Consider the following 14624-nt stretch of genomic DNA (forward strand, 5'->3'; position numbering starts at 1 on the left):
GAATTGGCCTCGGGGTGACGAGGGTACTGACCCGATGGCGGCGGAGGGAAGAAAACGGAACGGTGACTTCCTCATTCTGGGTGGTTAGCAGAGCATCTGTCCGGTTTCCACAGGGTGCTGGTGTGCCATCGCACACCAGCACCCTGTGGAATGCCTCAGAGAGTGACGCCGTTGCCGCGCAGATAGCCGATGGGGTCGATATCCGTGCCGAAGCCCTGTCCGGTGCGGATCTCGAAGTGCAGATGCGGTCCGGTGGAATTTCCGGTGGAGCCGGCCCGGCCCAGCTGCTGTCCGCCGCTGACCGGCTGTCCCGCGGACACCGAGATCTGTGACAGATGCGCGTACTGGCTGTATTTGCCGTCCGTGTGTTTGACGATGACCTCGTAGCCGAAGGAGCCCCCCCAGCCGGCGGAGACCACCGTGCCCTGCGTGACGGACTTGACCGAGGTGCCGGTGGACACCGGGAAGTCGACCCCGGTGTGGTAGCCACGGGACCACAGGCTGCCGGTGGTGCGGTACGCCGTGCCGGTGGAGGCGTCCACCGGGGAGGAGAACGCGGCCGTCTCGGGAGCGGGCGCGGGTTCCGGCTCGGGCTCGGGCTCCGGCGTGGGGGCGGGGGCCGGTTCCGGCTCGGCCGCCTGCTCGGGCGGGGTCTCGCGGGCCCGCTCGGGGGCCTCGGTGGCGCCGCCACCGGCCAGGGAGAGCCGCTGGCCCGGGTAGATCAGGTCGGGGTTGCCGCCGATGACCTCCCGGTTGAGGTCGTACAGCGACTGCCAGCCGCCCGTCACCTCGTGGCTGCGGGCGATCGCGGAGAGCGTGTCGCCGCGGACCACCTCGTACGGGTCGGCGGTCTCGGTGCGGACCTGGCCGGCGGCCTGGGTCCGCACCTGGGGTGCGGGCTCGGCGCGCTCCTCGGCGCGCTCCGCGACCTGCTCGCCGGCGCCGCCGTCCGGGGAGATCCGCGGGGCGTCCCCGCCCCGGGTGAGGCCGGCCCGCTCGGAGCAGGTGGGCCAGGCGCCGGGGCCCTGGCCCTCCAGGACCTTCTCGGCGACGGCTATCTGCTGGTCCTTGGTGGCCTGGTCGGCGCGGGCGGCGTACGCGGTGCCGCCGAACGCCTCCCAGGTGCTCTGCTTGAACTGGAGGCCGCCGAAGTACCCGTTGCCCGTGTCGATGTCCCACTGGCCGCTGCTCTCGCACTCGGCCACCTGGTCCCAGGTCTCCACCGAGGCGGCCTCGGCGGTCGCGGCACTGATCAGCGGCAGTGCGAGGCCGGCGCCGCCCGCCGTGACGGTCAGCGATGCGCGGGAGACCGTGCTCGGCTTGTAGCGGCGATGGCGTCCATGACTGGCCATGGGCGGATCCCTCCTTGGCCTGCTGATCGAGTGACGCGTCCTCAGATCACGTTCTGATCAAGGCGGTTGTGGCGGCTCAACCATAGAGGTCCGCTCTCCGACATCACAAGGGGAGTCAGTTGCCCCGCCCCGGCGCCGGTAAAACCGGTTGCCCCTGTGCCGGGTGAGACCGCGACAATGAAATCCGATGATCACCAGGGGGAATGGGGAAATCATGAGCTACACCGAAGTGCCGGGCGCCCGTGTTCCGATCCGGATGTGGGCCGATCCGGCGACCGTCGAGGACCAGGCGATGCGTCAGCTCCAGAATGTGGCGACGCTTCCGTGGATCGAGGGTCTGGCCGTGATGCCCGATGTGCACTTCGGAAAGGGCGCCACGGTCGGTTCGGTCATCGCGATGCGCGGGGCGGTCTGCCCGGCCGCGGTGGGCGTCGACATCGGCTGCGGGATGACGGCGGTGAAGACCTCGCTGACCGCGAACGATCTGCCGGGCGATCTCTCCCGGCTCCGTTCGCGCATCGAACAGTCGATCCCGGTCGGATTCGGTCTGCACAAGGAACCGGTGGATCCGGCGAAGATCTACGGACTGCCTGGCGCGGGCTGGGACGATTTCTGGGACCGCTTCGACGGCATCGCCCAGCAGGTCCGATTCCGGCGGGAACGGGCCGGGCAGCAGATGGGATCGCTGGGAGGCGGCAATCATTTTATCGAAGTATGCGTAGATACGAATGGCGCGGTATGGCTGATGCTGCACTCCGGATCCCGCAATATCGGCAAGGAACTGGCCGACTTCCACATCGGACAGGCCCAGAAGCTGCCGCACAACCAGGGACTCGTGGATCGCGATCTGGCGGTGTTCGTCGCGGACACCCCGCAGATGGCCGCCTACCGGCACGACTTGTTCTGGGCGCAGGAGTACGCCCGGCGCAACCGTGAGGTGATGATGGGGCTGCTGCGCACCGTGATCATCAAGGAGTTCAAGAAGGCGAAGCCCACGTTCGGCGACACCATCTCGTGCCATCACAACTATGTGGCCGAGGAACGCTACGACGGCATGGACCTGCTGGTCACCCGCAAGGGGGCGATCCGGGCGGGCAGCGGCGAGTTCGGGATCATCCCCGGCTCGATGGGCACCGGCTCGTACATCGTGAAGGGGCTCGGGAATCCGGCCTCCTTCCAGTCCGCCTCGCACGGCGCGGGGCGGCGGATGAGCCGCAACCAGGCGAAGAAGCGGTTCACCACGCGGGATCTGGCCGAGCAGACCCAGGGCGTGGAGTGCCGCAAGGACAGCGGGGTCGTGGATGAGATCCCCGGCGCCTACAAGCCGATCGAGCAGGTCATCGACGCCCAGCGGGACCTGGTCGAGGTGGTGGCCGAGCTGAAGCAGGTGGTGTGCGTCAAGGGCTGACCCCGCGCACACCACCCGCGCTGGACCGGTGCGTACCGGCTCAGCCGTCCCGGTGGGCCAGATCCGCCGGCCGCGCGGCGGAGGGCTCCGCGCCGGCGGCTCCCTCGCGTTCGGGCACGGGCCGCACCGGGGCCGCCGCCCCCGGCGGCCGGTCCGGCTCGGTCGCGGGCCGCCACAGGGTCAGCGGCGTCCGGACCGCCGCGGCGAGCGAGGCGCGCGGCGGACGCAGCACCAGCAGGATGACGCCGAGGAAGAAGGCGGCCACCATGCCGTCCAGCCAGTAGTGGTGGCCGGTGGCCACCACCGCCGTGCCGGTGATCAGCGGGTGCAGCAGCCACAGCCAGCGCCAGCGGGTGCGGGTGGCCACGATCAGCCCGACGGCGATGAGGATCGACCAGCCGACGTGCAGCGAGGGCATGGCGGCGAACTGGTTGGCCAGCGAGTTGGGGTCCGGCTTGCTGGCGTACACCGAGGGCCCGAACACGGCGCTGGTGTCCACCAGTCCGCTGACTTTGTACAGCCGGGGCGGGGCCAGCGGCACCAGCAGATGCAGCACCAGGCCGGCGCCGGTGAGCCACACCAGCACCCAGCGGATCCACACGTAGAAGCCGGGGCGGCGCCAGTACATCCAGATGATGAACGCGACGGTGGCCGGGAAGTGGACGGTGGCGTAGTAGATGTTGATGGACCGGATCACCGGCTCGAAGTGCATCATCACCGACTGCACCCACGCCTCGTCGGGCATGCGCAGGGCGCGTTCGAGGTCCCAGACCCGTTCGGCGTTCTGGTACGCCTCGCTGAACTGGCCGTTGGCCGCCCGTCTGCCGAACTTGTACCCGAGATAGAGCACGGTCAGGAGCAGCAGCTCCCTGATCAGCGGCGGACGTGGCGTGGGCGCGGTCGGTTCTCGCTTCCACGCGGTCGCCGCCCGCTTGAGCACCTGGGTACTGCTTCGCATGGGGCGGTCCCGAGGGGAGAAGTGACGGAGGTGGTGCGCGACGGCACGACGGGTCCCTGGGCCGTGTGTCGCTCGGGTGTTCCTGGATCGGGCAGTCTAGGCGTTCCGCACGGCCCGTAACGGGGGCCGTGCGGTTTGTCGCGCCAGACTTTGTCCAGGAACAGGAAAAAGGTGGACCGAACTTTGCCGAACTTCTTCCCGTCGCCCCTCCGCGCTGTTACGTTCCCCACCGAAGCCCGGCGGCCGGCCGCCGCCCGGGGCACCGGTGGCCGACCACGGCGGGAGGGTTCGTGAAGCGTATGACGGCCCGGCCCGCCAACGCCCACCAGGCGCGGCTGCTGCGGCTGCTGCGCGACAGCGGTCCCGCCTCCCGGGCCCAGCTGGGCGAGCGGGTCGAACTCTCCCGTTCCCGGCTGGCGGTGGAACTGGACCGGCTGCTGGCCACCGGTCTGGTGGCCGCCGACGGCCTGGCCGCGTCCCGTGGTGGCCGTCCCTCACACAATGTGCGGCTGACCCCACACTTGCGGTTCCTCGGTGTGGACCTCGGCGCCACCTCGGTGGATGTCGCGGTGACCGGACCCGAGTTGGAGATTCTCGCCCACCGCACCCGCCCCGTCGACGTCCGGGACGGGCCGGTGGCCGTCCTCGAACAGGTGCTGGCGCTGGCCGCCGAACTGCGCACCGCCACCGGCGGCGCGGCCTTCGACGGCGCCGGGATCGGCCTGCCGGGACCGGTGCGCCATCCCGAGGGGACGCCGGTGGCCCCGCCGATCATGCCCGGCTGGGACGGATTCCCGGTCCGCGAGGCCCTGGGGCAGGAACTGGGCTGCCCGGTCATGGCCGACAACGACGTGAACCTGATGGCGCTGGGCGAACGGCACGCCGGAGTCGCCCGCTCCGTACGGGACTTCATCTGCGTCAAGATCGGCACCGGCATCGGCTGCGGCATCGTGGTGGACGGCCGGGTGCACCGCGGCGCCACCGGCAGCGCCGGGGACATCGGCCACATCCAGGTCGAACAGGACGGCCGGCCCTGCCCGTGCGGCAACCGGGGCTGCCTGGAGGCGTACTTCGGCGGCGCCGCCCTGGCCGGCGACGCCGAGGCCGCCGCCAGGGCGGGCCACTCCCCGGCGCTGGCCGCCATCCTGGCGGAGCGCGGCACGCTGGACGCGGCGGACGTGGCCGCGGCGGCGAGCGCGGGGGACACCGCGGCCATCGAACTCATCCGGCTCGGCGGCCTGCGCACCGGCGATGTGATCGCCGCCCTGGTCAGCTTCTTCAACCCCGCGCTGGTGGTGATCGGCGGCGGGGTGACCGGTCTCGGCCACACCCTGCTGGCCGCCATCCGCACCCAGGTCTACCGGCAGTCCCTGCCGCTGGCCACCGGCAACCTCCCCATCGTGCTGGGCGAACTCGGCCCCGTCGCCGGGGTCATCGGAGCCGCCCGGCTCATCAGCGACCACCTCTTCAGCTACCCGCCCGCGCCCCATTGACCGGCCGCCGAAGGACCACGAAGGACCACCGGCGGACCGACCCGAACGACCCGACCCATCCGACCGACCGAACGAAAGAGCCGCCCGCACACCGGCGTGACGGAGCCGCCGTACGCCCCCGCACCTGTCGACAGGAGTTAACCACCATGCCCCGTGACTTCACCCTGTTCACCGGCCAGTGGGCCGACCTCCCCCTGGAGGAGGTCTGCTCGCTGGCCCGCGACTTCGGCTACGACGGCCTGGAACTCGCCTGCTGGGGCGACCACTTCGAGGTCGACCGCGCCCTGAAGGAGCCCGGCTACCTGGAGGGTCGCCACGCCCTGCTGGCCAAGTACGGCCTCAAGTGCTGGGCCATCTCCAACCACCTGGTCGGCCAGGCGGTGAGCGACGCCATCATCGACGAACGCCACCAGAACATCCTGCCCGCCCGGATCTGGGGCGACGGCGAGGCCGAGGGCGTACGGCAGCGCGCCGCCGCCGAGATCGCCGACACCGCCCGGGCCGCCGCCGCCTTCGGCGTACAGACCGTCATCGGCTTCACCGGCTCGCCCATCTGGCACCTGGTGGCGATGTTCCCGCCGGTGCCGCCGTCCATGATCGAGCGCGGCTACGCCGACTTCGCCGAGCGCTGGAACCCCATCCTGGACGTCTTCGACGCCGAGGGCGTGCGCTTCGCCCACGAGGTGCACCCCGGCGAGATCGCGTACGACTACTGGACCACCCGGCAGACCCTGGACGCCATCGGCAACCGCCCGGCGTTCGGCCTCAACTTCGACCCCAGCCACTTCGTGTGGCAGGACCTGGACCCGGCGGGCTTCCTGTACGACTTCCGGGACCGCATCTACCACGTCGACTGCAAGGAGGCCCGCAAGCGCCTCGACGGCCGCACCGGGCGGCTCGGCTCGCACCTGCCGTGGGGCGACCCGCGCCGCGGCTGGGACTTCGTCTCCGCGGGCCACGGTGACGTCGCCTGGGAGGACGTCTTCCGGATGCTGGGCGCCATCGGCTACGACGGCCCCATCTCCGTGGAGTGGGAGGACGCCGGGATGGACCGGCTCGCGGGCGCCCCCGAGGCGCTGGCCCGGCTGCGCGCGTACGACTATCCGCCGCCGGCCGCTTCCTTCGACGCGGCGTTCGGCAGCGGCGACTGAGGGCTGCACCGGTTTCGCCCGGGTCCCGGACACTCCTTGCCCGGGACCCGGAGCCGCGCCTAGCGTTTGAACCGATTCATGCTCCGACGCCCGCGCACCCCAGCCCCAGGTGAGGCCCTCCGGATGAACCACCACGACGACGACCGGCTCGACTTCCTTCCCTGGCTCTTCGAGGCCGAGGCCACCGAGGAGCAACGCGCCGCCCAGCGCGAGCGCCAGCGGCTGCTGACCGCCGCCGGCACCGCCGAGATCGGCGAGCGCTGCTACGTCTCGGCGCGCGCCGCTGTCCACCCCGACCGGCTGCGCCTGGGGGAGGGGTCCTACGTCGCCGCCCACGCCTACCTCACCGGCACCCTCACCACCGGCGCCGACTGCACCTTCAACCCCTTCACCACCGTGCGCGGCACCGTCACCCTCGGCGAGGCGGTCCGGATCGGCGCCCACACCTCCCTGCTGGGCTTCAACCACTCCACCGCGCCCGAGCAGCGCATCCACCAACAGGCCACCACCAGCCGGGGGATCACCGTCGGCGACGACGTGTGGATCGGCTCGCAGGTGGTGATCCTGGACGGCGTCACCATCGGCGACCACTGCGTCATCGGGGCCGGCGCCGTGGTCACCCGGGACATCCCCGACTGGGCCATGGTCGGCGGCAACCCCGCCCGCTTCATCCGCGACCGCCGCGACCGGGACGGCAAGCGGCGGGGCGCGGCCGGGGGCACAGGTCGCGAGGAGCGGCTCACCCGCTTCGCCGACACCGCCCGCGCGCAGGCCCCCGGCATCCTCGAACGCGCCTGGGACGGCGCCGCCTACCGCGACCGGCCCGGCGCGGAGCCCACCGTGCGCGCGCACTGCGACGCGATCGAGATCGCCGACCTGCTGCTGGACACGGCCCCCGCGCAGCTGCCGGCCGAGCGGCACGTCGCCCTGCTGCGCGCGCTCCAGGACCCGGTCACCGGACTGGTGCCGGAGAAGGGCAGCCCGCTGCCCGCGCCGGGCCCCGACGGCTTCGTCGACGACGGCGCGGCGCTCTACCACATCCTGTCCGTGGGCTACGCCCTCGACCTGCTCGGCAGTTCCTTCGAGCACCCGGTCCGCGCCGTCGGCGGGCTCTCCGCCGCGCGGATGCTGGAACGCCTGGCGGACCAGCCGTGGGACGAACGGGCCTGGCACGCGGGGAGCTGGGTGGACGCGGTGGCCACCGCCGCGCACTGGAACCTGAGGCTGGGCACGGAACCGGCCGGTCCCGGCGCGCTGGAGGCGCTGTTCGGCTGGCTGCTCACCCGCGCCGACTCCCGTACCGGCATGTGGGGCGGCACCCGCCCCGACCAGGGGCAGCTTCAGCTCGTCAACGGCTACTACCGGCTCACACGGGGCTCGTTCGCCCAGTTCGGGGTCCCCGTACCCCACCCCGAACGGGTCATCGACACGGTGCTCGACCACGCCCGCGACCCGCGCTGGTTCGGCCCCGGACGCGACAACGCCTGCTACGTCCTGGACGTCGCCCACCCGTTGTGGCTGGCGGGGCGGCAGAGCACGCACCGCGCCGAGGAGATCCGGCGCTGGGCCGGGGCCCAGCTGGACCGCACCCTGGAACTGTGGCACCCCGGCCAGGGGTTCGGGTTCGGCCCCGCCCCGGAGGGCGGCGGTCCCGGCCGCGCCCCGGGGCTCCAGGGCACCGAGATGTGGCTGGCCATCGTCTGGCTGCTCGCCGACCTCACCGGCCAGGCCGACCTGCTCGGCTACCGCCCGCGCGGCGTGCACCGCCCGGACCCCGCCAGGACCGGCCCGGCCACCTGGGCGCCGCGCCGCTGAGCACGGCACCACCGGGGGGCGCGGGGCGGCAACCGGCGGGCGCGGGACGGCGGGAGGTGTGAGCCGCGCGTACCGGAGAAGGAGTACTACGAGTCCGCATCATGACCCCGGAGGCTGACATGGACCACGCACCCGCCCCAGCGATCACCGCCTTCCACGTCCGGACCCTGCTCGCCTCCCCGGCCGATGACCCGGTGCTGTACGTCGACACCGGGGAGGCGCCCAGGATCGAGGTCTGGGCGGCGGAAGACGTGAACCGCTCGACGGTGGTCATCACCCGGCAGCAACTCATCGACTGGATCGGCGACCATCCGGGCGACGGCGCCGTCCACGAGATCCTGCCGGATCTCCAGGACATGGCGGACAAGGCCGTCGGCCCGTCCTGACCGGCCCGGCACGGACGGCCCGCGCCGCCCGCCGTGCCGGGCGGCGCGGGCCCTCACACCGCCGGACCCGCCGCTCCGCCCGGACCGTCGAGGGCCGCCTGCGGCGCCGGCGCCGGCCGCACCGCCTGCCCGGCGGTCGCCCCCGGCGCCCCGAAACGCGCCAGGCAGTGCCACACCTTCTTGAGCGCCTGCGGGTCGTGGTCACCGGCCCGCGCCGCGTCCCCGAGGACGCGCGGATCGAGTGCCCCGCCGACGGCGATCCGGGCACCCAGATCGATGTACTCCTGACCGCGGTAGCCGGGATGCCGCAGGAGTTCGGCCACCTCCAGCCGGAATCCGGGGTGCCACTCCACCGGGCAGCCCAGGCGCAGGGCCGCGTCCTCGACGGCCGTACCCCGGTAGCACGGGTCCAGGACGAGTGCCTCCGCGTGGCACGCCGGTCGCACCGCCCCGTGGACCTGCGCCTCGATGTAGTCGTCGAGGTCGTCCCGGCGGTCGGCGAGGGCCAGCTCGATGAGCCCCATACGGGCCGCCGCGCCGAAGTGCGAGGGATCGAGGAAACTGTCCGGATAGCAGAACGTGGTCCGCGCCGACGTCCCGGCCGCCAGCCGGAAGTGCGCGGAGCCGAACCGCGGCGCCGCCCCGACGGGCTTGCGGCGGAAGTTCAACGCCCCGTAGACGGGCCGTTCATGGGCGGGTGCGTCGTCGTACGCCCCGCCGAACATCCGGCTCTCCCAGCGCCACCGGTCGCCGCCGGGGTGTGCGGTCAGCCCGCCGTTGCTGGTGCCCGTGACGAACTGCGAGCGGTAGACACCGTCCTCGGCCATGGCGTCCAGGATCGGCCGGCCGTGCAGCAGCCGGTCCGGGTGGAAGTTGAGGGTCACCCGCAGCCCCGGATCCAGCGGCGGGCCCCAGGCCCGTTCGGTGACATGGGCCAGGGCCCGTTCCTGCGCGCTGCGGGGGGTCGCCGGACTCATCCGCACAGTGTTCCCCACACCGCTCGGCCGCCGCACGCGGATTGCTCCCGCCGCCCCGCACCCCATGCTCCCGTTGCGCTCCCCGAGGGCCTCCCCGGCGGGTGTCAGTCCCCCTGCCGCAGCAGCACCCGCGCCTGGCGCAGCTCGTGCTCCGAGGCGCGGCCCGCCTCCGATATCGCCTCCAGCGCCTGCCCGGCCTGGCCCGGCGACGTCGCCAGCACCCGCCCGGCGGCGTCCGCCTGCACCACCATGCCCGCCAGCCGGTGCCCGGTGATGTCGTACATCTCGCGGCAGATCTCCACCCGCGTGGTCACCAGCGCCGCCCGCCGGCAGGTGGCGTCCAGGCTGGCCTGGGAGGCGGCGCGTTCGGCGAGCTGCCGCCGGTAGCGGCGCCGGAACCGGGCCCGGTGGCCCAGCGCCCAGCTCAGTGTGAACGGCACCGACAGCCACAGCACCACTCCGAACGCCATCCGCAGCGGATCGGGCTGGCTCGCCGCGGTCACCACCCCCGCCAGCAGCGCGGTCGCCAGCCCACCCAGCAGCGCCAGCCGCGCCGCCCAGGCCGCGCCGTGGTTGGCGGCCGTCGCTATCGCCACGAACACCGCGAACATCGTGCTCAGCGGGCCGAAGCCCAGCACGATCTGCACCACGCACACCACCAGCGCCAGCAGCAGCACCTTCTCCGGACTGCGCCGGCGCACCGCCACCGCGGCCGACATGATCGCCCCGACCACCAGTGCCACCACCGCCGCCGAGTCCCGCAGCTGAGGGTCCACCGCGATGTGCCACCCGCACAGGAGCAGCAGCAGGAGGGCCCACCCGCCGTCGGCGTTGATCGGGAGACGGCGCGGGGTGGCCCGGGTGTGATGCATGGACGTCACCCTACGGTCGCCCCCGCGCGGGGGAGTCAGCCGGGAGATCGATTTTTCGGCGTCCGCCCGACCACACACGGCAACGGACTCGACACCCCGTTCGGTTACAGTGACCGGAGGTATGGCGAGGAGGTCATCGTGTCCGCAACATCCTCAGGCCGGCGGTCCACCCCCGGGGCGCTGTCCGCCGGTGTGGTCAGCAGGGTGCGGCCCGAGTCCTTCGGCGCCGACCCGACCGGCGAACGGCTGGCCAGGATCCGGCGCTCACCGCAGTTCCGCGACGGGGCCTTCCGCAACGAGAAGGGCGCCGCCGGCGCCACCCCGAACTCCCCGCTGCGGATGGCCAGGGACTTCACCCGTCGCGCCGACCGGGTACGCCGCCGCCCCACCGCCGCGCCCCCGCTGGCCCGCCCCGCCTTCGCCCCCGCACCCGGCGAGGCGGGACCCGCCCCCGCGTCGGGGCTGCGCCTGACCTGGCTCGGCCACGCCACCGTGCTCGCCGAGATCGACGGACACCGGGTGCTGTTCGACCCGGTGTGGGGCGAGCGCTGCTCGCCCGTCGGCTTCGCCGGGCCCCGGCGGCTGCACCCGGTGCCGCTGCCGCTGGCCGAACTCGGGCCGCTGGACGCCGTGGTCATCTCCCACGACCACTACGACCACCTGGACATGCCCACCGTCAAGGCGCTGATCGCCACCGGCGCCCCCTTCGCCGTACCACTGGGGGTCGGCGCCCACCTGGAGCACTGGGGCGTGCCCGCCGAGCGGATCACCGAACTTGACTGGTGGGAGTCCACCACGGCCGGTGAGCTGACCCTGACCGCCACCCCGGGACAGCACTTCTGCGGGCGCGGGATGCGCAACACCGGGCTCACCCTGTGGGCCTCCTGGGCGGTCACCGGGCCGCGGCACCGGATCTTCCACAGCGGTGACACCGGCTACTTCCCCGGCTTCGCGCGGATCGGCGCCGAACTCGGTCCGTTCGACGCCACGATGATGCAGATCGGCGCCTACAGCGCGGAGTACTGGCCGGACATCCACATGACCCCGGAGGAAGGGGTACGGGCACACCTGGATCTGAGCGGCGCGGCGGGCGAGCCCGGCGTGCTGCTGCCCATCCACTGGGGGACGTTCAATCTGGCGCTGCATCCCTGGGACGAGCCCGCCGAACGGACCGTCGCCGAGTGCGAACGGCAGGGCGTGCGCGCGGTGGTGCCCCGGCCCGGCGCCTCCTTCGAACCGGCCGCCCCGCCCGCCCCCGACCTGTGGTGGCGCGCCATCGCCCGGCAGCCCGCGCCCGCACGCCGGCCGGGCGCCGTCCCCGCGCCCAAGCCGACCGGAGCGGTGGGCGACTGACGCGGGGTCGGCGCGGCCGGGATCTTGTGCCGCCCCGGGGCGGCTTTTAAGGTTTCAACGCGGTACGGCCCCGCCGTCCGCACCGCTGAATCCGCCGAATCCGCCGATCCGGAAGGCAGCCGATGCCCCTCGTCACGGTCCCGCGCACCCCGCCCCGTACCGGCAGCGACCGGCGGGCGGACCGATGAGCGCCCCCGGTGAACTCGCCGGACTGCGCGCCCTGGTCACCGGCGGCGGCTCCGGCATCGGCCTGGCCACCGCCCGGCTGCTGGCCGCCCGGGGCGCCGACGTCGCCGTCCTGGACCTCGACCCCGCCCCGGCCACCGCACCGCTGCGCGGCTACCGCGCGGACGTCGCCGACGACGTCTCCGTGCGCGCGGCCGTCACCGCCGCCGGCACCGCGCTCGGTGGCCTCGACATCCTCGTGAACAACGCCGGCGTCGGCGCGGCCGGCACCGTCGAGGACAACAGCGACGAGGAGTGGCACCGGGTCTGGGACATCAACGTGCTGGGCATCGTCCGCACCACCCGCGCCGCGCTGCCGCTGCTGCGCGCCTCCGACCGGGCCGCCGTCGTCAACACCTGCTCCATCGCCGCCACCGCCGGGCTGCCGCAGCGTGCCCTGTACTCGGCCACCAAGGGCGCCGTCCTCTCGCTCACCCAGGCGATGGCGGCCGACCACATCGCCGAAGGCATCCGCGTCAACTGCGTGAACCCCGGCACGGCCGACACCCCCTGGGTCGGCCGGCTGCTCGCGGCGGCCGAGGACCCCGAGGCCGAACGCGCCGCGCTGACCGCACGTCAGCCCATGGGTCGGCTGGTGAGTGCCGAGGAGGTGGCCGCCGCCATCGCCTACCTGGCCTCGCCCGCCGCCGGATCCGTCACCGGCACCGCGCTCGCCGTCGACGGCGGCATGGCCGGACTGCGACTGCGCCCGCGCGGCGGCGACGCGCCGGACCGGTCCTCATGACGCTCCGCCGCCGGCGGCTGCGCGGCGGCCTCACCCTCAGCGAACTCTCCCTCGGCGGCGCGCCGCTGGCCGGCCTGGGCGCCCCGGTGTCCGGGGAACAGGCCCGGCAGACCGTGGACACCGCCTGGGAACTGGGCATCCGGGGCTTCGACACGGCTCCGCACTACGGGATCGGCCTGTCCGAGCGCCGGCTCGGCGCGGCGCTGGCCCACCGGCCCCGCGCCGAACTGACGCTCTCCACCAAGGTCGGCCGGCTGCTGGTCCCCCAGGAGGGGGCGGCAGCGGCGGGGGACGACGGCGCGTACGGGTTCCCCGGCGTCCCGGCCACCCACCGCAGGCAGTGGGACTTCACCGCCGACGGCGTACGGCGCTCCCTGGAGTCCAGCCTGGAGCGTCTCGGCCTGGACCGCGCCGACCTGGTCCTGCTGCACGATCCGGACGACCACGAGCACCAGGCGCTCACCGAGGCCTACCCGGCGCTGGAACGGCTGCGCGCCGAGGGCACGGTCGGCGCCATCGGCGTCGGCATGAACCAGTCGGCGATGCCGGCCCGCTTCGTACGCGACACCGACATCGACGTGGTGCTGCTGGCGGGCCGCTACACCCTCCTGGACCAGGACGGGCTGAGCGAACTGCTGCCGGCCGCCGCGGCCCGGGGCGTGGGGGTCGTCATCGGCGGGGTCTTCAACAGCGGGCTGCTCGCCGACCCCCGCCCCGGGGCCTCCTACGACTACCGTCCGGCCCCCGAACCGCTGCTGCGCCGCGCCCTGCGGATCAAGGACATCGCCGCCCGGCACGGCGTACCGCTGCGCGCCGCCGCCCTGCGCTTCCCGCTGGGGCACCCGGCCGTGGTGAGTGTGCTGGTCGGCGCGCGGTCGGCGGCGGAGGTACGGGATGCGGTGGCGATGTCCGGGCATCCGGTCCCGGACGGACTGTGGGAGGAACTGCGCGCCGAGGGGCTGCTGCCCCCGCACGCCCCGGTCCCGGCCGGGGGAGAGGAGCGGCGGTGAACGTCATCGACGCGCATCACCATGTGTGGGACCTCGCCGTCCGCGATCAGGAATGGCTCGCCGGCCCGGAACTCGCCCCGATCCGCCGCGACTTCTCCCTGGCCGACCTGGCGCCGCAGGCCCGCGCGGCCGGGGTGGTGGGCACCGTGCTGGTGCAGACCGTCACGGTGCCCGAGGAGACCCCCGAACTGCTGGCCCTGGCCGCTGGTTGGGCGGACGGCGCCCTGGTGGCCGGGGTGGTCGGCTGGAGCGACCTGTGTGACCCGGCCATCGCCGAGAACCTCGCGGCGTTACGGGAACTGCCGGGCGGCGCACGGCTGTCGGGCATCCGCCACCAGGTGCAGGGCGAGCCGGATCCGCACTGGCTGCTGCGCCCGGACGTCCTGCGCGGTCTGGCGGCCGTGGCGGCGGCCGGGCTCGCGTACGACCTGGTGATCCTGCCGCACCAGCTGCCCGCCGCCACCCGCGCCGCCGCCCTGCTGCCCCAGCTGACCTTCGTGCTGGACCACCTGGCCAAACCGCCCATCGCGGCGGGGGAGACGGAGCCCTGGGCGGCGCGGCTGCGGGAGTTCGCCGCGCTGCCCAACACCACCGCCAAGCTCTCCGGTCTGGTCACCGAGGCCGACCGGCGGCGCTGGAGTCCGGCGGACCTGCGCCCGTACACGGACATCGCGCTGGAGTCCTTCGGTCCCGGCCGGCTGATGTTCGGCTCCGACTGGCCGGTGTGCACGCTGGCGGCGGGGTACGGACAGGTCCTCGGGACGGCCGCCGAACTGACCGGCGGACTGAGCGAGCCCGAACGCGCGGCGGTCTTCGCCGGTACCGCCCGCCGGGTCTACGGCCTGTGACGGTGCGCTGCGCGTGCGGGTGCGCCTTGTC

13 protein-coding genes are annotated in these 14624 nt (G+C 73.5%); 9 read left to right on the forward strand and 4 right to left on the reverse strand.

The features are described 5' to 3' along the window. Positions 1-155: 155 nt before the first annotated feature. Positions 156-1352 carry a transglycosylase family protein gene (locus tag ACTFAP_RS26435; protein ID WP_495682642.1) on the reverse strand — a complete coding sequence of 399 codons (1197 nt, stop codon included), beginning with the start codon at positions 1350-1352 and terminating at the stop codon, positions 156-158. Between the two features lie 214 nt (positions 1353-1566). On the opposite strand from ACTFAP_RS26435, the gene ACTFAP_RS26440 reads away from it, so the two are divergent. Beyond that, positions 1567-2760: an RtcB family protein gene (locus tag ACTFAP_RS26440; protein ID WP_495682643.1), complete on the forward strand. Its 1194-nt coding sequence runs from the start codon at positions 1567-1569 to the stop codon at positions 2758-2760. A gap of 40 nt (positions 2761-2800) precedes the next feature. Here ACTFAP_RS26440 and ACTFAP_RS26445 read toward each other — a convergent pair whose 3' ends face one another. Then, positions 2801-3718, reverse strand: a complete 918-nt coding sequence (locus ACTFAP_RS26445; protein WP_495682644.1) for a phosphatase PAP2 family protein — start codon at positions 3716-3718, stop codon at positions 2801-2803. Between the two features lie 299 nt (positions 3719-4017). Here ACTFAP_RS26445 and ACTFAP_RS26450 point away from each other — a divergent pair, with 299 nt between their 5' ends. From ACTFAP_RS26450 to ACTFAP_RS26465, 4 genes are all read left to right on the forward strand, one after another. Beyond that, positions 4018-5211 (forward strand): ROK family transcriptional regulator, encoded by a 1194-nt coding sequence (locus ACTFAP_RS26450; RefSeq protein WP_400009196.1) that lies wholly within the window; start codon positions 4018-4020, stop codon positions 5209-5211. Positions 5212-5357: 146 nt separating this feature from the next. Then, positions 5358-6362 carry a TIM barrel protein gene (locus ACTFAP_RS26455; protein ID WP_495682645.1) on the forward strand — a complete coding sequence of 335 codons (1005 nt, stop codon included), beginning with the start codon at positions 5358-5360 and terminating at the stop codon, positions 6360-6362. Between the two features lie 123 nt (positions 6363-6485). Then, positions 6486-8177 carry a DapH/DapD/GlmU-related protein gene (locus ACTFAP_RS26460; protein ID WP_495682646.1) on the forward strand — a complete coding sequence of 564 codons (1692 nt, stop codon included), beginning with the start codon at positions 6486-6488 and terminating at the stop codon, positions 8175-8177. A 119-nt stretch (positions 8178-8296) separates the two neighbouring features. Continuing rightward, positions 8297-8563 carry a hypothetical protein gene (locus tag ACTFAP_RS26465; RefSeq protein ID WP_495682647.1) on the forward strand — a complete coding sequence of 89 codons (267 nt, stop codon included), beginning with the start codon at positions 8297-8299 and terminating at the stop codon, positions 8561-8563. Positions 8564-8616: 53 nt separating this feature from the next. On the opposite strand, the gene ACTFAP_RS26470 is transcribed toward ACTFAP_RS26465, so the two are convergent. Together ACTFAP_RS26470 and ACTFAP_RS26475 are read right to left on the reverse strand one after the other, a co-directional pair. After that, a complete protein-coding gene (locus ACTFAP_RS26470) occupies positions 8617-9540 on the reverse strand; it encodes a DUF3626 domain-containing protein (protein ID WP_500467613.1) in 924 nt (307 codons plus the stop codon). A gap of 104 nt (positions 9541-9644) precedes the next feature. Further along, positions 9645-10412, reverse strand: a complete 768-nt coding sequence (locus tag ACTFAP_RS26475) for a DUF7134 domain-containing protein (RefSeq protein ID WP_436977813.1) — start codon at positions 10410-10412, stop codon at positions 9645-9647. A 138-nt stretch (positions 10413-10550) separates the two neighbouring features. Between ACTFAP_RS26475 and ACTFAP_RS26480 the strand changes: the two genes are divergently transcribed. The 4 genes from ACTFAP_RS26480 (at position 10551) to ACTFAP_RS26495 (ending at position 14593) form a co-directional block, all read left to right on the forward strand. Continuing rightward, positions 10551-11765: an MBL fold metallo-hydrolase gene (locus ACTFAP_RS26480; protein ID WP_500467614.1), complete on the forward strand. Its 1215-nt coding sequence runs from the start codon at positions 10551-10553 to the stop codon at positions 11763-11765. A 184-nt stretch (positions 11766-11949) separates the two neighbouring features. Further along, positions 11950-12735, forward strand: coding sequence for an SDR family NAD(P)-dependent oxidoreductase (locus tag ACTFAP_RS26485; protein WP_500467615.1), 786 nt, complete (start codon positions 11950-11952; stop codon positions 12733-12735). Continuing rightward, positions 12732-13745 (forward strand): aldo/keto reductase, encoded by a 1014-nt coding sequence (locus tag ACTFAP_RS26490; protein WP_495682651.1) that lies wholly within the window; start codon positions 12732-12734, stop codon positions 13743-13745. The genes ACTFAP_RS26485 and ACTFAP_RS26490 overlap by 4 nt, the downstream gene beginning before the upstream one ends. Next, entirely contained in the window at positions 13742-14593 is an 852-nt protein-coding gene (locus tag ACTFAP_RS26495; RefSeq protein ID WP_500467616.1) for an amidohydrolase family protein, read from the forward strand. Before ACTFAP_RS26490 ends, ACTFAP_RS26495 begins: the two co-directional genes overlap by 4 nt. The last annotated feature ends 31 nt before the right edge of the window (positions 14594-14624 follow it).

The sequence above is a fragment of the Streptomyces sp. PH9007 genome, from assembly GCF_059813725.1.